Here is a 19,198-nt window from a genome sequence, read left to right on the forward strand (position 1 = left end):
CCATAATCATTATACGATACTTTCTTAAAAATAGCAAGCAGCCGAATAAAATTTATATATTTTTTAATAAAGAAATACAATGTACCGTCTTGTAAAAAGGGATCGCATGTGCTATAATTATTGAAACAATAACGGGGGTTGATTTCAACCCGGATTTTTTTGAAAGGAACGGTGTGCAGAAATGAAAAAATGGGACGGATATCAAAAAGGCATAAATCTCGGCGGCTGGTTTTCACAGTGCGATTATTCAGAGGAGCGTTTCAGCAGCTTCATTACCGAGGACGACTTCAGGGAAATTTCAAAATGGGATCTGGATCATGTAAGAATACCTATAGACTACCAGCTTGTGGAAACAGATGACGGAGAATTTAAGGAATCCGGCTTTGCCCATCTTGACCGAGCTGTCGGCTGGTGCGGCAAATACGGTCTGAACATGATACTTGACCTGCATAAGACCGCAGGCTATGCCTTCGATTCCGAAAGCGGAAAAAACACTTTTTTTGACGATACAAAACTTCAGGAAAGATTTTACCGCCTGTGGGAAGAGCTTGCGCAACGATACTCCGGATACAGTCAGCGGCTTGCCTTTGAGCTTCTCAACGAGGTTACCGACCAGTCTTATTCCGAAACGTGGAACAATATCTCCTCTGAGGTAATTGAAAGGATCAGAAAAATATCCCAGGATGTAACTATACTGGTCGGCGGCTACTGGAACAACAGCATAGACGCGCTTAAAGACCTCAGACCGCCGAGAGATGAAAACATCGTATATAATTTTCACTGCTACGGCCCTATCCTGTTTACACATCAGCACGCTTACTGGGCAGGCAGTCTCGGAAAGCTGCCGGAAAGCGTCCGCATAGTATTCCCAGATCAGGCGGAAAACTATATTAACGCTGTTAACGAATATATACCCGGTCAGCTTTTTACAGGAGATATAACAAGAGTCGAAAATTTAGACGAGAATTACTTTGAAGCCTGCTTTGCAGATGGAATCAAACTTGCCGAGGAAAGGAACGTCAGGCTTTACTGCGGTGAATACGGAGTAATAAACAAAGCCGATCTGCAGAGCACAGTAAACTGGTACAAGGCTATCAACGCAGTTTTTGAGAAAAAAGGTATCGGAAGAGCGGCATGGACATACAAGGAAATGGACTTTGGTATTTCAGACGCCCGTATGGAGCCGGTACGAGATGAGATAATAAAACTGCTCTGACACAACAAAGCAATGAAAGGAGTATATGTCTGTAGGGAGATACAGGCATAGTCTTTTATATGGCAAAAACCAAAAGCGTATATATATGCTCGCAGTGCGGCTACGAATCTTCTAAATGGAACGGGAAATGTCCCGGCTGCGGCGAATGGAACACCTTTGAGGAAACAATTCAGACATCTGCAAGAAACGGCTCCGCCTCCAAAGGCTCTTCCCGCTCGTCAAGAGATCTGTCGGACAGCATACATAATATTAGCGACGTTGACGCAAGCTTTGACGAGATCAGATACAAGACCGGACTAAAAGAGCTTGACAGAGTTCTCGGAGGAGGGCTTGTTAAAGGAAGTCTGGTGCTTCTCGGCGGAGAACCCGGTATAGGAAAATCTACTATGCTGCTTCAGATATGTGAGTATCTGGGAGAGGAGCATACTATTTTATATGTTTCCGGAGAGGAATCCGCCAGGCAGATAAAGCTCAGAGCGCAAAGACTGGGAGTTGACAGCGGCAATCTATACCTGCTGGCCGAAACCGACTGCGAAGCGATATGCGACGTTATTATAAAAGAAAAGCCTGAAATAGTAATTATAGATTCGATACAGACAATGAGCATAAGCTCTCTTTCCTCTGCACAAGGCTCGGTCACTCAGGTAAGAGAATGTACCAATCTTTTTATGCGTACCGCAAAATCGGAGGAGATACCGTTTTTTATTGTCGGTCATGTCAATAAAGACGGAGCGATCGCCGGACCTAAGGTAATGGAGCATATCGTAGACTGCGTACTGTATTTCGAGGGTCAGAGGAATCTTTCATACCGTATCCTCAGAGCTGTAAAAAACCGCTTCGGCTCAACTAATGAGATCGGCGTATTCGAGATGATAGACAAGGGTCTGGCGGAGGTTGACAATCCGTCAATGATGCTGCTCTCGGGAAGACCTACCGACGTTTCAGGCTGCTGCGTCGCCTGTATAATGGAAGGCTCAAGACCTATAATGGCTGAAGTTCAGGCGCTTGTAACAAAAAGCGGCTTCGCAGTTCCGAGAAGAACGTCTACAGGCTTTGATTACAACAGAATGGCAATCATAATAGCCGTGCTTGAAAAACGTCTGGGCTTTTTCTTCGGCGGACTTGACGTATATATAAATATTGTAGGAGGGTTCAGGCTTGACGAGCCTGCCGCCGACCTTTCAATAGCTCTTGCGCTGTATTCAAGCCTGAGGGATAAGACCGTAAGCGATAAAACCATAGCATTCGGAGAAATAGGCCTGGGCGGAGAACTTAGAAATATCTCTCACGCCTCCCAGCGGATCTCTGAGGCTGAGCGCATGGGTTTTGAAAAATGTATTCTTCCCGCTCAGTCGCTGAAAGGCATAGATACCAGCTCATACAGCATGAAGATCATTGGTGCACGTTCTGTACGGGACGCATTCAGCGCAGTATAGCCGCAGAGAAATTTCCGTGGCAAACAAAGGAGGACTGTTGTTATGGGCAGATATATACTTTCCCTCGACCAGGGCACTACCTCGTCAAGAGCGGTGCTGTACAATGAAAAAGCCGAGATCTGCGGTATCGAGCAGATAGAATATAAACAAATATTTACAGGAAACGGCTGGGTAGAGCATGATCCTGAAGATATTCTTAACTCTCAGATCCAAGCGGCAGGAAACGTAATTAAAAATACCGGCACCGACCCTGAAAGCATAGCCGCTATAGGAATAACAAATCAGCGTGAAACAACTATCATCTGGGATAAAAATACCGGAAAGCCTGTATATAATGCTGTCGTTTGGCAATGCAGGCGAACAGCGGATATATGCGAAGGTTATAAAAATCAAGGACTCGAAAAGTTTTTTCAGGATAAAACAGGACTTCTGATCGATCCCTACTTTTCCGCAACAAAAATAAAGTGGATACTGGACAATGTTGACGGAGCGAGGGAAAAGGCAGAAAAAGGCGAACTGCTTTTCGGAACAGTAGACAGCTGGCTTATCTGGAACCTTACAGGAGGTCTTGTCCACTGCACCGATTATACCAACGCTTCCCGAACTATGCTGTTCAATATTCACACTCTGCAATGGGACAAGGAAATAATGGGACTTCTCGGTATCCCTTCAGCGCTTATGCCCAAGGCTGTTCCTTCCAGCGGAAAAATAGGTATATGCCGCAGAGAAATATTCGGAACTGAAATTCCGATAACCGGCTGTGCAGGAGATCAGCAGGCAGCCTTGTTTGGTCAGTGCTGCTTTATTGAGGGCGACGTAAAAAACACCTACGGAACAGGCGGCTTTCTTCTTATGAATACAGGAAAAACGCCTGTAAGATCGTCAAACGGACTGCTGACTACAATTGCCTGGGGCTTGAACGGAAACGTTACCTATGCGCTGGAGGGTTCGGTTTTTGTTTCAGGAGCGGTTGTAAAATGGCTGCGTGACGAGCTGGGAATAATCAGCTCCGCTGCCGAGACCGAAGCAATTGCCAAAAGCGTCAGCAGTACAAACGGAGTTTATGTTGTTCCTGCATTTACCGGACTTGGAGCTCCTTACTGGGAGCCGTCGGCAAGAGGGGCTATACTGGGACTGACACGAGGTTCGGAAAAGGCTCATATCGTCCGAGCATGCCTTGAGGCTATCGCATACCAAACCGTCGATGTACTCAACGCTATGGAGGAGGATACAAAAGCGCTTAACGTAATAAAGGCCGATGGAGGAGCTTGCGCAAACAACTTTCTTATGCAGTTTCAAGCAGATATTCTTGGAAGAACTATAACCCGTCCGAAGAATGTGGAATCCACTGCTACCGGAGCGGCTTATCTTGCAGGACTCGGTGCAGGGATCTGGACGGATACCGACGAGCTGCTTTCGCTGTCGGGAAATCTGGACGAATTCCGTCCGTCTATGGAGGACGCCGTCAGAAAAGACCTGCTCAAAGGCTGGAATAACGCTGTCAGAAGAGTTCTCCCTGACCGCCGGTAAATATAAATAAAGCTGTCGGATATGGTTTTCTGTCCGACAGCTTTTATTTATTGCGTTTATTGTTATTTTGTTCGGCTGATAACAGCAGCAGCATTGTCAGAAGCGGGATCACTATTGCGCTTACCGCAGAAACGATTGCAGCCGCCGCATTAAATCCCGCCTTTACCGAATATATCATTGCTGCGGCGAAAATAAGAATAGCCGCGGCGTCAAGCGCTGCAAGCATAATGAACCTTCTGAAAAAGCGCTTATTATGAACGCCGCTTTTTTTCTCTTCACAGCTATCGCCGTTTTCGCAGTATCTTCCTACATTTTTCAGCGTAGCACACCTCCGTTTTTTATTTAGTCTAAGTTATATTATCACTATTAGTATAAAATGTCAAGTGTATAAATGTAATAAATCATATAATAAAATATTATAATAATTAAAGCACAAGGCTCAGGAACTGATCGGCAACGAGTTTTGTGCTTTTTGCTACCGTTTTTCATTAGTTACATTAGTTAACGGATAAAAAAGGATGATTATAAATGAACGTTGCACGCAGGATTACCCAGCTGCGGGAGGACGCCGGATTATCTGTAAATAAGCTGGCAAATCTTGCAGGTATATCTCAAAGCCATCTCAGACAGATCGAGCTCGGACAGCGCAATCCGACAGTAGAAACACTGTCTTATTTCTGTGACGTTCTTAACGTATCGCTTTCTGAATTCTTCTCTGAGGAAAACGACGGTATTGATCCGGTTCTAAAGACCGCCTTAAATAAATTAAACACCGAACAGCAGCAGAAACTTGCCGAATTTATAAACTCTATAGGCAAGTAAATGTAAACTTTTTGTAAACTGCAAATCTTAAAAAACACTTTTCTTGACTTTGAGGCTTAAATATGATATGATATATAAGCCGCTTGTTTCCGGCACTTTAAGACGCAGTGAAATATTCTGCGCACCGGACGCAGCGAGTTTTATATGAAAAGGCAGGTGCATTTAAAGATGTACGCAGTAATTGAAACAGGCGGAAAGCAGTATCAGGTAAACGTCGGAGACGTTGTTTTTATTGAGAAGCTTGACGTAAACGCAGAGGATACCGTTACCTTTGACAAGGTTATCGCAGTATGCAGAGAGGACGGACTTAACGTCGGCGCTCCTTATGTTGACGGAGCTACAGTTTCCGCTAAGGTACTCAAGAACGGAAAATCCAAGAAGATCACTGTTTTCACTTATAAGCCTAAAAAGGGCGAAAAGAGAAAAATGGGTCACAGACAGCCGTATACTCAGGTTCAGATCGAAGCGATAAACGCTTAAGCTATGATCTGCGCCGATTTTTACAGAAACGGTTCCGACAAACTTACGGGATTCCGTATCACGGGTCACGCAGGAATGGCGGATTACGGACATGATATTGCCTGCGCAAGCGTGTCCTCAGCTGTTATGATGACAGCAAATACGGTTACTGAAGCTTTTAAAGTAAAAGCCGACGTAAGCGTTGAAGAAAACGAAATTAATCTGAAACTGATCTCAGATGAAAAGGAATACGGCGACAGGGTTCTGCTTGGACTGCTGACGCATCTGTACTTTCTTTCGGACGAGTATCAGGGCTGTATCAGGGTAAAGGTTATCAACGAATAGCCTCCCTAAGGATTACATGACGGAGGTGTAATTATAATGATCAAAATTTCCATGCAGTTTTTTGCACATAAAAAGGGAATGGGTTCTACAAAGAACGGCCGTGATTCAGAGTCAAAAAGACTCGGAGTAAAGAGAGCTGACGGACAGTTCGTTCTCGCCGGCAACATTCTCGTTCGCCAGAGAGGAACTCATATCCACCCGGGCGAAAACGTAGGCCGCGGTTCAGACGATACTCTGTTCGCTATGTCGGACGGCATTGTAAAGTTTGAAAGAATGGGAAGAGACCGTAAGAAGGTTTCAGTTTATCCACAGGCTTAATTGCTAAAGCTCTAAAACCCTGAGCCTCTCCTGAAGCGGAATGGCTTAGGGATTTTTTGTATAAAGCACGAAAGCTTGTGAGTCTGTCATTAAATCCGGAGGGACGGCATAAAAAGAGAGACCGACGATCCTATTGAAGAATCTGACAGGATAATTGAGCATGATCCGGAGAATCATAATTATAAAAACTGATTGCGGCATTAAGGAGAGATAGGAATGTTTGTCGACGAGGCAAAAATTTATATTAAGGCTGGTGACGGAGGAGACGGCTGCGTTTCCTTTCACCGTGAAAAATATGTAGCCGCAGGCGGTCCCGACGGCGGCGACGGAGGTAAGGGCGGCGACATTGTTTTCAAGGTAGACGACAATATTTCCAACCTTATTGATTTCAGATACAAAAAGAAATATACTGCGGAAAAGGGTCAGAACGGCTCTTCCAAAAACTGCACGGGCAAAAACGCTCCCGACCTTGTAATAAAAGTTCCCAGAGGAACGGTCGTAAGAGAAGCCGCTACAGGAAGAATACTTGCAGATATGTCCTGCGACGAGCCTGTAATAATTGCAAAGGGCGGCAAAGGAGGACGGGGAAATACTCACTTTGCAACTCCTACAAGACAGATCCCCAGATTTGCCAAACCCGGCTTCAGAGGCGACGAATACGAAGTAATGCTGGAGCTGAAGCTGATTGCTGACGTAGGTCTTGTCGGCTTTCCGAATGTGGGAAAATCAACGCTTATTTCAGTTGTATCAGCGGCTAAGCCAAAGATCGCAAATTACCACTTTACTACCCTGACGCCTGTTCTTGGAGTAGTAAAGATAGAAGAGGGAAAATCCTTTGTAATGGCTGATATTCCCGGACTTATTGAGGGTGCAAGCGAGGGCGTTGGATTAGGGCATGAATTTCTGCGTCATGTAGAACGGTGCAGACTAATAGTTCATGTAGTAGACGTATCAGGTATCGAGGGAAGAGATCCTATTGAAGATTTTGAAGCAATAAACCGTGAGCTTGCAGGCTTTTCAGAAGAGCTTGCCGAAGCGCCGCAGATAGTAGCGGCTAACAAATCTGACATGGCTGACCCAAAGCAGATAAAGAGATTCAGAGATTATGTTGAAAACGCCGGACTTCCCTTTTATGAAATTTCCGCAGCCACGACCTCCGGCACTAAGGAGCTTATCTACGGAGTCTGGGAAAGACTTCAGCAGCTTCCGCCTGTAAAGCAGTTTGAAGCGCAGCCGCTTACTCAGGAGGAGCTTGATGATAAACTGCTCTCCAGAAACGATTTCAAGGTAACAACTGAGGAGGGTATATATTTCGTAGAAGCAGACTGGCTTTGGGATATACTCCGCTCGGTAAATATGGAGGACTATTCCTCGCTTCAGTATTTCCAGAGAGTTCTGAGAACCAGCGGTATAATTGACAAGCTGCTCGAAATGGGGATCCAGGAAGGCGATACAGTTTCTATATTTGACTTTGAGTTTGAATTCGTAAATTAAGCAGGGCGGAGGTGCTTTAAATTTGACATCACAGGAAGCAAGGCAGTTTTCTCCTCTCGCCCTCGCTTTTATGGGCGACGCAGTATTTGAACAGCTTTGCCGCGAAAGACTTATGCTTACAGCAAATATGCCCGCAAAAAAGCTTCACGACCTTGCAGTCAGAAGAGTATGCGCCGAGTTTCAGGCAAATGCAGTAAAATATCTGCTTGATAATTCCCTGCTGTCTGAGGAAGAAGAGGATATTCTTAAACGGGGAAGAAATTCTAACGGAATAAACGCTCCGAAGCATTCAACGGTAAGCGAATACAGGGCGGCTACAGGACTTGAATGCCTTTTCGGATATCTTCATCTTACCGGCAGAAGCGACAGGATAGCTGAGCTTTTTAATACAGTATGGGATACAGGTGAAAAGCTTATCTGAGCAAAACCTTCATAGCAAAAATACCGGTACATTAAAACGTACACTAATTTATTAAAGGAGTTGAATACATATGTCAGGACATTCTAAATGGGCGAATATCAAAAGAAAAAAAGAGGCTACAGACAGCGTAAAAGCAAAGATCTTTACCAAAATCGGCCGTGAAATGACTGTTGTTGTAAAGGAGGGCGGTCCCGACCCTGCCAATAATTCAAAGCTCCGCGACCTTATAGCTAAAGCAAAGGCAAACAATGTTCCTAACGATAATATCGACAGGATAATCAAAAAAGCGGCGGGTGACGGAGAGAAAAACAACTACGAAGAAATGGTATACGAAGGGTACGGCCCCAGCGGAGTTGCTGTAATTGTCGAATGTCTTACCGATAATAAGAACCGTACCGCAGGAGATATACGCCATTACTTTGATAAGTTCGGAGGAAATCTTGGAACCAGCGGCTGCGTTTCATTTATGTTCTCAACTCAGGGAACGATAATTCTAGAAAATAACGGAGCAGATGAGGACAAGATAATGGAGGACTGCATGGAAGCAGGAGCGGACGATTTCAATATTGAAAATGACGTTATTGAGATCACCTGCAAACCCGCCGATGTTCATTCTATAAACGAAGCGCTTTCATCTATGGGCTACAAGATTCTGTCCGCTGAAACCGAAAAGGTACCTTCAAGCTATACAACCCTGACTGACGAAGAAGCGATCAGAAAAATGAATCTTCTTCTGGAACATCTTGAGGACAACGACGATGTTCAGAACGTATATCACAACTGGGATATGCCCGACGAGACGGACGAAGACTGAAATTAAAGCATATAAAAAAATCCTGCCGGAAAATTCAGGAATAAAACCGGCAGGATTTTTAATTTTATTAATCTCTTTGATCTATAGGTACATATTCGCATTCGGATTTTACAGCCTTGTATGCCGGGCGTATTATCCTCTTGCCTGTTACAAGCTCTTCAAAGCGGTGTGCGCACCAGCCCGCCATTCTTGATACGGCAAACAGCGGAGTAAACAGATCCTGGGGTATTCCCAGCATTCTGTATACAAGTCCGGAATACATATCTACATTAGCGCACATTACCTTTTCGTCGCCCTTTACCTCTGCAAAAAGATGAGGGGTTATTCTTTCTACAGTTTCAAGCAGTCTGAATTCACGTTCAAACTCAGTTCCCTCAGCAAGCTTTTTAGCGTTGGCTTTAAGTATTACCGCTCTCGGGTCCGAAAGAGTATAGACAGCATGACCCATTCCGTAAATAAGACCCGTTTTATCGTAAGCTTCCTTTCTGAGTATCTTTCTCAGGAAATCTGCGACCTCGCCCTCGTCGTCCCAGTTATTTACGTTTTCCTTTATACATTCCTGCATCTGATCTACTTTTATATTTGCTCCGCCGTGACGCGGACCTTTCAGCGAACCGATAGCCGCCGAATAAGCCGAATAAGGATCTGTTCCCGAAGACGTAAGCACCCTGCAGGAAAATGTAGAGTTATTTCCTCCGCCGTGCTCAGCGTGAAGAATAAGCATGAGATCAAGCAGCTTGGCTTCCTCGTCGGTAAACTGCCTGTCAGGTCTTAAAGCGGACAGGATCATTTCGGCAGTTGAATGAGAAGCGATAAGCGGATGCATTATCATGCTTTCTCCGTCAAATGTCCTCCTCTTTACCTGATAAGCCGATACCATAATATTCGGAAGCTTTGAAATAATAGATATAGCCGTAGCCATTTCATATTCCGGACTGCGGTTCTCGGGATTATCGTCATAGGAATAAAGGGCAAGGATAGAACGTGCCATTTTATTCATTATATTCTTAGACGGCGCTTTAAGTATCATATCCTCAAAAAAGCTAGGCGGAAGAGCGCGGTTTTCAGACATTATCTCATTGAACGCTTTAAGCTCCTCCCTATTCGGAAGATCTCCCATCAGCAGAAGATAAACTACCTCTTCATATCCGAAACGATTTTCTGCTACCGCATTATTTACAATATCATTTATATTATAACCACGATAAATCAGCTGACCGTCAATAGGAGATTTCTCTCCCTCGTTCACAACGTATCCGTGTACATTGCAGATATTCGTAAGACCCGCGATAACGCCGGTTCCGTCTGAATTTCTCAGGCCTCTTTTTACTACATACTTATCATAGTATTTAGGGTCTATTGAATTATTTGCAACAAACTGCTTGTAAAGCAGATTCCTCGCTGAATCATTTATCATGATCTTTCATCTCGCTTTCATAAAAAATTCGCTGAACTAACAGCAGGCTAACATATTTATTTTACTACATTTTATGTTAATTGTCAAGCAAAACGCATAAATACGCCGCAAAACTCTCAGCAGCTGCCAGTTGGCATATCTTTTAACGCTCTTCCTTCTGTCATATCTTTTGAATCACGGAATACAATTAACTATACGGACAATCTGTCATAAAAAAACTGTGAAAACGAAAGGAGAGCCGATAAAATGCTTGAGGTTCTGGAAAAAAAGGCGCTGTCCGAAGCCGCGCCGGATAAGCCGAAGGGACTGTCTCAGCAGGAGGCTGAAAGACTGCTGGAAATAAACGGTGAAAACCGGCTTGCCGCAAAAAAGAAAAGCAACGCACTGAAAATATTTGCAAACCAGTTTCACGACATAATGGTCATGATTCTGCTTATCGCAACCGTCATATCCGTATTGCTGGGGGAATATACCGACGCCGTACCTATAATGATAATAGTTATCGTAAATGCGGTACTGGGATTTATACAGGAATATCGGTGTGAAAAGACCCTTGAAAAACTGGAAGAAATGACTGCTCCTACCGCCAGAGTGTATCGTAACGGACGGCTTGAGGTAATTCCCGCGTCGAAGCTCGTTCCCGGAGATACCGCTGTTATTGAAGCAGGTGACAGGATCCCTGCCGACGGCATAATAGTTAACTGCAGAAGCTTTACCTGCGACGAATCAATACTTACGGGAGAAGCCGTTCCCGCTGAAAAACGCGCTCACTTCGGAGAACGGGAGTTTACTTCGCTGAATCTTCCTTATATAGCCTATATGGGAACAGTCTGCACCAAAGGCAACGCCGAGATAGAGATAACCGCAACAGGAAGTCTTACCCAGATGGGACGTGTTTCAAAAATGCTGGAAAGCATTGACAGCGACCCTACTCCTCTCCAGAAAAAGCTTGGAGAACTGGGAAGAACTCTGGCGCTGATATGCCTTGGAGTATGTATACTTGTATTCGCCGCAGGAGTAATAAGAGGCGAGCCAGTATTCGATATGCTTATGACGGGTATATCAATTGCAATTGCCGCAATTCCCGAGGGACTTCCCGCTGCGGTCACTATTGCTCTTGCGATCGCCGTAAGGAAAATGCTGAAAAGGAACGCTCTCGTCCACAGACTTCATTCAGTAGAAACACTGGGCTGCGCTACAGTTATCTGCACTGATAAGACCGGAACAGTCACAATGAACAGAATGACGGTCAAAAAGATATTTACCGCCGGCGAAAGGACAGAGGAATTTACTCTGGGCGCAGACAGCGAATCACAGGGCGTATTTACTCCCGACGGTCAGAAGCTTATGGCTTGGGACAGCCACGTTTTAAGCGAGCTTTTTATTTGCGGAACAGCCTGCAATAATGCACAGATGGCAAAAGCCCCGTCATATGATAAGCGGAACAGGCAGGGCAGAGTATTCAGCAGATTTTCAGCGGAAGGAGATCCGACCGAAGCCGCTATTCTTTCCGCCTGCGCACGCTGCGGAATAGATGTCGCAGGCTTTCAGCTCAAGCGTATCGACGAACAGCCTTTTGACAGCGAGACCCGCTTTATGTCTGTAACCTGTACGGATCATTCCGGAGAAAAATATATTTACAAAAAAGGCGCGCCGGACGTAATAATAAAAGAATGTGAATTTGTAATATCGGATTCTGAAGGGAATCTCAATACCCTTACTGCTCAGGAAAAAGCCGCCGTACTCCGAAAAAACGATGAAATGGCGTCAAACGGACTGAGAGTAATGGCGTTCTCAAAGATATACCGAGGAAAGACTATATTCCTCGGACTTATGGGACTTGCCGACCCGCCACGTCCGGAAGCAAAAAAAGCGGTCAGAGAATGCGAAAAGGCGGGAATAAAAACGGTTATGATAACCGGCGACCATAAGCTTACAGCCTGTGCGGTGGCTAAGGAAGTCGGAATAATGAGAGAAGGCGATCTGGCGTTTACAGGAGATGAGCTGGACAGAATGTCAGATGACCAGCTGTCAGACGCCGCAGAAAAAACTGCGGTATTCGCCAGAGTAACTCCCGCTCATAAGCTCAGAATAATCAAAGCCTTCAAAGACAAGGGTCATGTCTGCGCAATGACAGGAGACGGAGTTAACGACGCCCCGGCTGTAAAGGAAGCCTCTATCGGAGTTTCAATGGGTATCTCCGGTACTGACGTTACCAAACAGGCGGCGGACTGTATTCTTATGGACGATAATTTCGCTACTCTTGTAAGCGCAGTAGAAGAGGGACGCACTATTTATCAGAATATAAGAAAATTTGTGCGCTATCTTATTTCATGCAATATAGGCGAGGTCCTTACTATGCTGGGAGGTATAATAATGGGACTTCCGCTGGTGCTTCTTCCGGCTCAGATACTGCTAGTAAATCTTGTTACCGACGGACTTCCCGCCGTCGCACTGGGTCTTGAACCGTCCGAAAGATCAGTTATGAAAAAACCCCCGAGGAAAGAAAACGACAGCTTTTTCAGCGGCGGACTTCTCTCACGTATAATAATCAGGGGAATTCTGATAGGCTTGTGTACTCTTGCCGCATTTACCTGCTTGCTGAAAGCCGGCTGTACTTTGGACGCTGCCAGGACCGGCGCTCTTGTAACGCTTATTCTTTCTCAGCTTATTCATGTTTTTGAATGCAAGAGCGAAGAAAAAACCCTCTTCTCTGTACCATACTTCTCCAATCCGTTCCTTATCTTTTCAGTTCTTATATCCCTGCTTTGTCTTGGGGGCTGTATGTTTATTCCATTTCTCGGAAAAATATTCGCAATTGCTCCCCTCGGAGCTTCTGGCTGGCTGATTTCAGTCGGCTTCGCCGCAGCAATACCTATTATAGCAGGAATAGCAGGAAAGCTTTCACGCAAAACCTACAAATCATAAATCAAATCGGATAATATAAAAGACCGTTCCATTTTCCGGCAAGTTCGGGGGGACGGTCTTTATATGTGACATTAAAATTTATAACGAGAGCTATCATGTGTAATTGTTGATATGCCATATATGAAAATTGGAATAGTTGTGCTATTTATAAAGCTATCAAGCTTTACATACATTGATTTTTTCACCGTATATATTACCTGTACAAAAAATCAGATTAAAAAAGGGGTGTATTCTTAGTATATATTTACACTAATAGATTCCTTATAAAACGGCAAAGTATTTTGTATAAGCCTTTTATGCTGTAAAGTCCAATAGTTTTACAAGAAATATTCGGACAATTATTTTGTAAAGCAGCAGAGCTTTACACGGCCTCTGTAACAATCATTCTGAATCAAGAGGTAAATTTCCCCAAGGCAAGCTTTGTGCAGTGTATACAAAAGTATGTCGTTTTTTTTGGCACTTATCCACTTGACAATAAGTCAAGAATACTATATACTTGTTTATGGCAGTTCAAAGACCACAAGATATTGTGGTTGTCATCAAGCTTATAATATTAAATGGTTAAATCAACCGAACAATAAAAATGCTGTGACGAATCTATTATATATACGGAGGTAAGGGAATATGATAATCAAGATCAAGAAAAGGGACGGCAGAAACGTAACGTTTAATATAGAAAAGATTGCCGGAGCTATATATAAGGCTGCGCAGTCGGTAGGCGGCAGCAATTACGAAGAGGCTTTGGAGCTTGCCGGCAAGGTTGCGGATATGCTTATGGGAATGAATCTTACTTCACCGACGGTTGAGGAGATTCAGGACTGCGTAGAAAAGGTTCTTATTGAAGAAGGCCACGCCGCTACTGCAAAAGCATATATTCTTTATAGGTCTACCAGAACCAGAGCCAGAGAGATGAATACCCGTCTTATGAAGGTTTATGAGGATCTTACTTTCAAGCCGGCAAAGGAAATGGATCTGAAGCGTGAAAACGCCAATATTGACGGAGATACGGCAATGGGCACAATGCTCAAATACGGATCCGCAGGCGCAAAGGAATTCTATGAAATGTATGTGCTTGATCCTAAGCACGCAAAGGCTCATGCGGAAGGCGATATTCATATCCATGACCTTGATTTCTATACCCTTACTACGACCTGCACCCAGATCGATCTGACAAAGCTTTTTAATAAGGGCTTCTCTACAGGTCACGGCTATCTCAGAACTCCTAACGATATATCAAGCTACGCCGCACTTGCCTGTATTGCTATACAGTCCAACCAGAACGATCAGCACGGCGGACAGTCTATCCCTAAATTTGATTTTGATATGGCAGAAGGAGTAAAGAAAACCTTCCGCCACCGTTACCGTGACAATATTCACCGGGCTCTTTCTCTTATGGCAGGTGTAACCGACAGCTATGAGATCTCAAGAAAGCTTGCTGATAAGCTTGAAAACGAAAAGGGACTTTTTCCTACTCTTGCAAACGACAACGGCTATCAGGAGGCTGAGGCAGAACTGCTGACGGCGTTTGCCGACGCTGCTACGGTCAAGAAAATACAAAGCTTTGCTTTTAAATCGTCCGTCAAAGAAACCGACAGAGCGACCTACCAGTCAATGGAGGCTCTTATCCATAACCTTAACACCATGAATTCAAGAGCCGGCGCTCAGACTCCGTTTTCATCTATCAATTACGGAACGGATACCTCTATTGAGGGAAGAATGGTAATAAAGAACGTCCTGCTTGCTCAGGAGGCCGGACTTGGCAACGGTGAAACGCCTATTTTCCCAATACATATATTCAAGGTAAAGGACGGCGTGAATTATAACCCTACTGACCCCAACTATGACCTGTTCAAGCTTGCGTGCAGAGTATCTGCTAAGCGTCTTTTCCCCAATTTCTCGTTTATCGACGCTCCGTTTAACCTCCAGTATTACAAGCCAGGCAATCCCGATACGGAAATCGCTTATATGGGCTGCCGAACCAGAGTTATCGGCAACGCATACGACCCTTCAAGAGAAATCGTGACCGGAAGAGGAAACCTTTCCTTTACATCTATAAATCTGCCTCGTCTTGCAATTAAAGCTCAGGGAAATATAGGCGCATTCTTTGATGGACTTGACGAAATGATGGAGCTGTGTATTGAACAGCTTATGCACAGATTCAGGATACAATGCTCCAAAAAGGTCAAAAACTATCCGTTCCTTATGGGACAGGGAGTATGGATAGACTCCGAAAAGCTCAGCATAAACGACGACGTAGCCGAGGTACTGAAGCACGGAACACTGTCAGTCGGCTTTATCGGACTTGCTGAAACTCTTAAATCGCTTATCGGCAAGCACCACGGTGAATCTGAGGAAGCCAGAGAGCTTGGACTTGAAATAGTAACTCATATGCGTGAAAGAATGGACGAGGAAACAAAGCGTACAGGTCTTAATTTCTCACTGCTTGCAACTCCCGCCGAGGGGCTTTCGGGAAGATTTGTAAGAATAGACAAAAAACGCTACGGCGAGATCGCCGGAGTTACCGACAAGGATTACTATACAAACTCATTCCACGTTCCGGTTTATTATAATATCAGCGCCTTTGAAAAGATAAAGATCGAAGCACCTTATCACGCACTTACAAATGCCGGTCATATCAGCTATATTGAGCTTGACGGAGATCCGTCAACCAATCTTTCTGCATTTGAAAAAGTTATCCGCTGCATGAAGGAGCAAGGTATAGGTTACGGCGCTATAAATCACCCTGTCGACCGCGACCCTGTCTGCGGCTATACAGGAATCATAGGCGATAAATGCCCGATGTGCGGAAGAAGCGAAGCCGAACATTCCAAGATATGCAAAGAAAGAATACAGAGAATAAAGACCTCCGACTGCTGCTGATAAAAGCTAAAACAGAATTAAAAACGGACGGATTGCTTTAGATCCGTCCTTATTTATCATACAGGCATGACCATACAAAGCAGAGCCTCAACTTTATTTTGATAAGCCCTGCTGAATGACGCTGAAAAATATGAAAGGATAACAAAGAAATGAAACTAAGAATAGCAGGCTTTGCGGAAGATTCTATCGTTGACGGCCCGGGAATACGATTTACCGTATTTACACAGGGCTGTCCTCACGGCTGTCCCGGCTGCCACAATCCGCAGACGCACGACTTTAACGGAGGAAGTATAACAGATACTGATGAAATATATAAACGGGTTACCGCAAATCCTATGCTGGACGGAATAACTCTCAGCGGAGGCGAGCCGTTCTGCCAATGCAGGCCGTTAGCCGAGCTTGCTGGGAAAATACACAGGTTTAAGGGAAACACCCTTAACGTTATTGCATACACCGGATATACCTTTGAGTATCTTATTGAAAATTCAAATGATGATAACGGATACATGGAACTGCTTAAAGAGGTGGATTATCTGATAGACGGCCCGTTTATCCTCGAACAGAAAAGTCTTGAACTTAAATTCCGCGGCAGTGCAAATCAAAGGTTTATAGACGTTAAAAAATCTCTGGAATGTGGAAAAGCCGTTACTGCACAGGAAGAATAAACTATGCTTATAACTTCATAATCTATAAAGAAGCCCCCTGTTACAAATAAAACAGGGGGCTGAATTTAATCGCTGTCCGCTGAGCCTTCAGACGAATCGTCATAGGTGTAATCATGAGTTACTATCTCTGTACCACGCTGACTTTCAAGCGTTTCTTCAAGATCCGTATTCATCATATATGCACAGAAGGTTATCAGAACTATAAACAAACTTACTATGAGCAGAATATCTATACGGTATCTGAACCTTTTTGTCTTATTGTTATTTTCCTCGCTCATAAAATCAGCGCCTTTCAACTAATTTGCTTTTTGCCGTATAAAATCAGTAACAAAAATACGGTTTTTTCTCTAATATATATTATAGCTTATTTTCCGCCGTCTTGCAATAGAAATTTTTATTTTGTTCCTTTTTATCCGACAGAGGCTTACTTAAAATTTAAATATATACTATTGCAAAACCAGGGAAATTGATGTATAATTATATAGATAGCCGTACGGCGATAATTGTGCGGTAAATAATGCAGCGTTATGCTTTTTTAACGATTACTAAAGAAATGAGGCTATTTTATGTGCGGTTTTGTTGGCTTTACAAATAAAATAAACGACGCATCGATCGTTATAGGAAAAATGATGGACAGGATAAGGCACCGCGGACCTGATTCCGACGGAAAATATGTTGACGAGCAGGTAGCTATGGGCTTCCGCAGGCTTTCGATAATAGACCTTTCTGATAAAGGAAGCCAGCCTATTTTCAACGAGGACAGATCTATCGTTATAACCTTTAACGGTGAAATATACAACTACCAGGATCTAAGAGCCGAGCTGCTTGAAAAGGGACACAGCTTTTATACTCATACCGATACTGAGGTTCTCGTTCACAGTTATGAGGAATGGGGAACCGATATGCTGAATAAGCTGAGGGGTATGTTCGGCTTTGTTATCTTTGACAAAAATAAAGATCAGGTATTCGGAGCCAGAGATTTCTTCGGAATAAAGCCCGTTTACTATGCAAAGATGGGAGAAACGCTGATGTGGGGCAGCGAGATAAAAAGCTTTCTTGACCACCCTCACTTTAAAAAAGAGCTTAATGAAGCCGCACTGGAAAACTATCTTACCTTCCAGTACTCACCTACCTCAGAAACCTTTTTCAAAAACGTATATAAGCTCCCTGCCGCACATTACTTTATATATAAGGACGGCAAAATGGAGGTCAAGCGTTACTGGGAAGTAAAATTCACTCCCGATAACAAGCCCGATCTTGACGAATGGGTGGATAAAATCAGCGATACCTTCAAAAACTCCGTCGAAGCGCATAAAATAGCGGACGTAGAGGTCGGCTCATTCCTATCAAGCGGAGTTGATTCAAGCTATGTTGCAGCAGTTGCAGACGTTGACAAAACCTTTACCGTAGGCTTCGGTGAAGATGAAAAATACAATGAAATAGGCTACGCAAAGGAATTTTCAAAATATATACATAAAGAAAACAACTCCAAGGTTATTTCCCCCGAGGAATACTGGGGTAATTTTGCCAAAATACAGTATCATATGGACGAACCTCTTGCCGACCCTGCGGCTGTTGCACTTTTCTTTGTTTGTCAGCTTGCTTCGCAGAAGGTTAAAGTCGTACTGAGCGGCGAGGGCGCTGACGAGATATTCGGAGGATATAACATATATCACAACCCTGCCGATATGGCGGCATATAACAGGATCCCACGTCCTATCAGGCGCGGAATAGGAGCTGTCGCACAGCGCCTGCCCCATAAGCATGGAGTAAACTTCCTGATAAGAGGTTCACAGGATCTTCAGGAGCGGTTTATCGGCAACGCCTATATGTTTACCGAAAAGGAACGTAAGGAGCTGTTAAAGATAAAAACCTCCGCCCCTGCACCCACAGCTATTACAAAGCCGTTCTACGACCGCTGCAAGGACAGTGACGAAGTTACTCAGATGCAGTATCTTGACCTGCACCTCTGGATGACGGGAGATATACTGCTGAAAGCGGATAAAATGAGCATGGCTCACTCGCTTGAGCTGCGCGTACCGTTCCTTGACAAAGAAGTAATGGCGCTTGCAGAGCAGATACCGACAAAGCACAGAGTAACAAAGGAAAATACAAAATATGCTATGAGAATAGCCGCATTGAAAGCCTGTCCTCCGCAGACCGCAAATAAGAAAAAGCTGGGCTTCCCCGTTCCTATCAGAGTATGGCTCAAGGAGGATAAATACTATAATATTGTCAAGAAAAAATTCACATCGCCAAATGCCGAAAGGTTCTTTAATACAGAAAAGCTTGTAGAGCTTCTTGACGAGCATAAAGCAGGACATTACGATTATTCCAGAAAGATCTGGACAGTATTTACTTTCCTCGTTTGGTATGAGGTCTATTTCGGCAGTGAAACAGTTGCAGCAATATAATAAAAGCGGGATACCGGAGAAAATTATACCGGATATCCC

At 44.2% G+C, this 19,198-nt stretch carries 17 protein-coding genes; 14 read left to right on the plus strand and 3 right to left on the minus strand.

Annotated features, from left to right (window positions below; translation table 11 throughout):
• Positions 1 to 181: 181 nt before the first annotated feature.
• Genes ACYQ0H_RS07905 through glpK form a run of 3 tightly spaced genes read left to right on the plus strand, consistent with a single transcriptional unit; the run spans position 182 to position 4,182 of the window.
• Positions 182 to 1,216, plus strand: coding sequence for a glycoside hydrolase family 5 protein (locus ACYQ0H_RS07905; RefSeq protein ID WP_459812299.1), 1,035 nt, complete (start codon positions 182 to 184; stop codon positions 1,214 to 1,216).
• Between the two features lie 59 nt (positions 1,217 to 1,275).
• A complete protein-coding gene (gene radA / locus ACYQ0H_RS07910; RefSeq protein ID WP_459812300.1) occupies positions 1,276 to 2,652 on the plus strand; it encodes a DNA repair protein RadA in 1,377 nt (458 codons plus the stop codon).
• Between the two features lie 42 nt (positions 2,653 to 2,694).
• Positions 2,695 to 4,182 (plus strand): glycerol kinase GlpK, encoded by a 1,488-nt coding sequence (glpK, locus tag ACYQ0H_RS07915; RefSeq protein ID WP_459812301.1) that lies wholly within the window; start codon positions 2,695 to 2,697, stop codon positions 4,180 to 4,182.
• Between the two features lie 43 nt (positions 4,183 to 4,225).
• On the opposite strand, the gene ACYQ0H_RS07920 is transcribed toward glpK, so the two are convergent.
• A complete protein-coding gene (locus ACYQ0H_RS07920) occupies positions 4,226 to 4,408 on the minus strand; it encodes a hypothetical protein (protein WP_459812302.1) in 183 nt (60 codons plus the stop codon).
• A 302-nt stretch (positions 4,409 to 4,710) separates the two neighbouring features.
• Here ACYQ0H_RS07920 and ACYQ0H_RS07925 point away from each other — a divergent pair, with 302 nt between their 5' ends.
• The 7 genes from ACYQ0H_RS07925 to ACYQ0H_RS07955 all read left to right on the plus strand — a co-directional run bounded on the left by ACYQ0H_RS07925 (position 4,711) and on the right by ACYQ0H_RS07955 (position 8,855).
• On the plus strand, positions 4,711 to 5,004 hold the full coding sequence (locus ACYQ0H_RS07925; RefSeq protein WP_459812303.1) for a helix-turn-helix domain-containing protein: 294 nt from the start codon (positions 4,711 to 4,713) through the stop codon (positions 5,002 to 5,004).
• A gap of 168 nt (positions 5,005 to 5,172) precedes the next feature.
• Positions 5,173 to 5,484 (plus strand): 50S ribosomal protein L21, encoded by a 312-nt coding sequence (rplU, locus tag ACYQ0H_RS07930; RefSeq protein ID WP_459812304.1) that lies wholly within the window; start codon positions 5,173 to 5,175, stop codon positions 5,482 to 5,484.
• 3 nt (positions 5,485 to 5,487) lie between these two features.
• The gene (locus ACYQ0H_RS07935; RefSeq protein WP_459812305.1) at positions 5,488 to 5,808 is read left to right on the plus strand and encodes a ribosomal-processing cysteine protease Prp; all 321 of its coding nucleotides are present in this window, start codon (positions 5,488 to 5,490) and stop codon (positions 5,806 to 5,808) included.
• Between the two features lie 36 nt (positions 5,809 to 5,844).
• Positions 5,845 to 6,126: a 50S ribosomal protein L27 gene (gene rpmA, locus ACYQ0H_RS07940; protein ID WP_459812306.1), complete on the plus strand. Its 282-nt coding sequence runs from the start codon at positions 5,845 to 5,847 to the stop codon at positions 6,124 to 6,126.
• 216 nt (positions 6,127 to 6,342) lie between these two features.
• Complete coding sequence (gene obgE, locus ACYQ0H_RS07945; RefSeq protein ID WP_459812307.1) at positions 6,343 to 7,620, plus strand: GTPase ObgE; 1,278 nt, start codon at positions 6,343 to 6,345, stop codon at positions 7,618 to 7,620.
• 22 nt (positions 7,621 to 7,642) lie between these two features.
• Entirely contained in the window at positions 7,643 to 8,041 is a 399-nt protein-coding gene (locus ACYQ0H_RS07950) for a Mini-ribonuclease 3 (protein WP_459812308.1), read from the plus strand.
• 70 nt (positions 8,042 to 8,111) lie between these two features.
• A complete protein-coding gene (locus tag ACYQ0H_RS07955; protein ID WP_459812309.1) occupies positions 8,112 to 8,855 on the plus strand; it encodes a YebC/PmpR family DNA-binding transcriptional regulator in 744 nt (247 codons plus the stop codon).
• A gap of 67 nt (positions 8,856 to 8,922) precedes the next feature.
• On the opposite strand, the gene ACYQ0H_RS07960 is transcribed toward ACYQ0H_RS07955, so the two are convergent.
• Positions 8,923 to 10,272, minus strand: a complete 1,350-nt coding sequence (locus ACYQ0H_RS07960) for a citrate/2-methylcitrate synthase (RefSeq protein ID WP_459812310.1) — start codon at positions 10,270 to 10,272, stop codon at positions 8,923 to 8,925.
• Positions 10,273 to 10,518: 246 nt separating this feature from the next.
• Here ACYQ0H_RS07960 and ACYQ0H_RS07965 point away from each other — a divergent pair, with 246 nt between their 5' ends.
• The 3 genes from ACYQ0H_RS07965 (at position 10,519) to nrdG (ending at position 16,745) form a co-directional block, all read left to right on the plus strand.
• Complete coding sequence (locus ACYQ0H_RS07965) at positions 10,519 to 13,200, plus strand: cation-translocating P-type ATPase (RefSeq protein WP_459812311.1); 2,682 nt, start codon at positions 10,519 to 10,521, stop codon at positions 13,198 to 13,200.
• Positions 13,201 to 13,824: 624 nt separating this feature from the next.
• Positions 13,825 to 16,080 (plus strand): anaerobic ribonucleoside triphosphate reductase, encoded by a 2,256-nt coding sequence (locus ACYQ0H_RS07970; protein ID WP_459812312.1) that lies wholly within the window; start codon positions 13,825 to 13,827, stop codon positions 16,078 to 16,080.
• A 149-nt stretch (positions 16,081 to 16,229) separates the two neighbouring features.
• On the plus strand, positions 16,230 to 16,745 hold the full coding sequence (gene nrdG, locus ACYQ0H_RS07975; protein WP_459812313.1) for an anaerobic ribonucleoside-triphosphate reductase activating protein: 516 nt from the start codon (positions 16,230 to 16,232) through the stop codon (positions 16,743 to 16,745).
• Positions 16,746 to 16,810: 65 nt separating this feature from the next.
• Here the strand turns inward: nrdG and ACYQ0H_RS07980 are convergent, their stop codons facing one another.
• Positions 16,811 to 17,023, minus strand: coding sequence for a hypothetical protein (locus ACYQ0H_RS07980; RefSeq protein ID WP_459812314.1), 213 nt, complete (start codon positions 17,021 to 17,023; stop codon positions 16,811 to 16,813).
• 288 nt (positions 17,024 to 17,311) lie between these two features.
• On the opposite strand from ACYQ0H_RS07980, the gene asnB reads away from it, so the two are divergent.
• Positions 17,312 to 19,159, plus strand: a complete 1,848-nt coding sequence (gene asnB, locus ACYQ0H_RS07985; RefSeq protein WP_459812315.1) for an asparagine synthase (glutamine-hydrolyzing) — start codon at positions 17,312 to 17,314, stop codon at positions 19,157 to 19,159.
• Positions 19,160 to 19,198 lie beyond the last annotated feature (39 nt).

The organism is Hominimerdicola intestinalis (assembly GCF_054655215.1).

Bases quoted from the DNA above. Each gene is read 5' to 3' on its own strand.
- ACYQ0H_RS07905 (WP_459812299.1), top strand. From the start codon at position 182: ATGAAAAAATGGGACGGATATCAAAAAGGCATAAATCTCGGCGGCTGG.
- radA (WP_459812300.1), top strand. From the start codon at position 1,276: ATGGCAAAAACCAAAAGCGTATATATATGCTCGCAGTGCGGCTACGAA.
- glpK (WP_459812301.1), top strand. From the start codon at position 2,695: ATGGGCAGATATATACTTTCCCTCGACCAGGGCACTACCTCGTCAAGA.
- ACYQ0H_RS07920 (WP_459812302.1), bottom strand. From the start codon at position 4,408: ATGCTTGCAGCGCTTGACGCCGCGGCTATTCTTATTTTCGCCGCAGCA.
- ACYQ0H_RS07925 (WP_459812303.1), top strand. From the start codon at position 4,711: ATGAACGTTGCACGCAGGATTACCCAGCTGCGGGAGGACGCCGGATTA.
- rplU (WP_459812304.1), top strand. From the start codon at position 5,173: ATGTACGCAGTAATTGAAACAGGCGGAAAGCAGTATCAGGTAAACGTC.
- ACYQ0H_RS07935 (WP_459812305.1), top strand. From the start codon at position 5,488: ATGATCTGCGCCGATTTTTACAGAAACGGTTCCGACAAACTTACGGGA.
- rpmA (WP_459812306.1), top strand. From the start codon at position 5,845: ATGATCAAAATTTCCATGCAGTTTTTTGCACATAAAAAGGGAATGGGT.
- obgE (WP_459812307.1), top strand. From the start codon at position 6,343: ATGTTTGTCGACGAGGCAAAAATTTATATTAAGGCTGGTGACGGAGGA.
- ACYQ0H_RS07955 (WP_459812309.1), top strand. From the start codon at position 8,112: ATGTCAGGACATTCTAAATGGGCGAATATCAAAAGAAAAAAAGAGGCT.
- ACYQ0H_RS07960 (WP_459812310.1), bottom strand. From the start codon at position 10,272: ATGATAAATGATTCAGCGAGGAATCTGCTTTACAAGCAGTTTGTTGCA.
- ACYQ0H_RS07965 (WP_459812311.1), top strand. From the start codon at position 10,519: ATGCTTGAGGTTCTGGAAAAAAAGGCGCTGTCCGAAGCCGCGCCGGAT.
- ACYQ0H_RS07970 (WP_459812312.1), top strand. From the start codon at position 13,825: ATGATAATCAAGATCAAGAAAAGGGACGGCAGAAACGTAACGTTTAAT.
- nrdG (WP_459812313.1), top strand. From the start codon at position 16,230: ATGAAACTAAGAATAGCAGGCTTTGCGGAAGATTCTATCGTTGACGGC.
- ACYQ0H_RS07980 (WP_459812314.1), bottom strand. From the start codon at position 17,023: ATGAGCGAGGAAAATAACAATAAGACAAAAAGGTTCAGATACCGTATA.
- asnB (WP_459812315.1), top strand. From the start codon at position 17,312: ATGTGCGGTTTTGTTGGCTTTACAAATAAAATAAACGACGCATCGATC.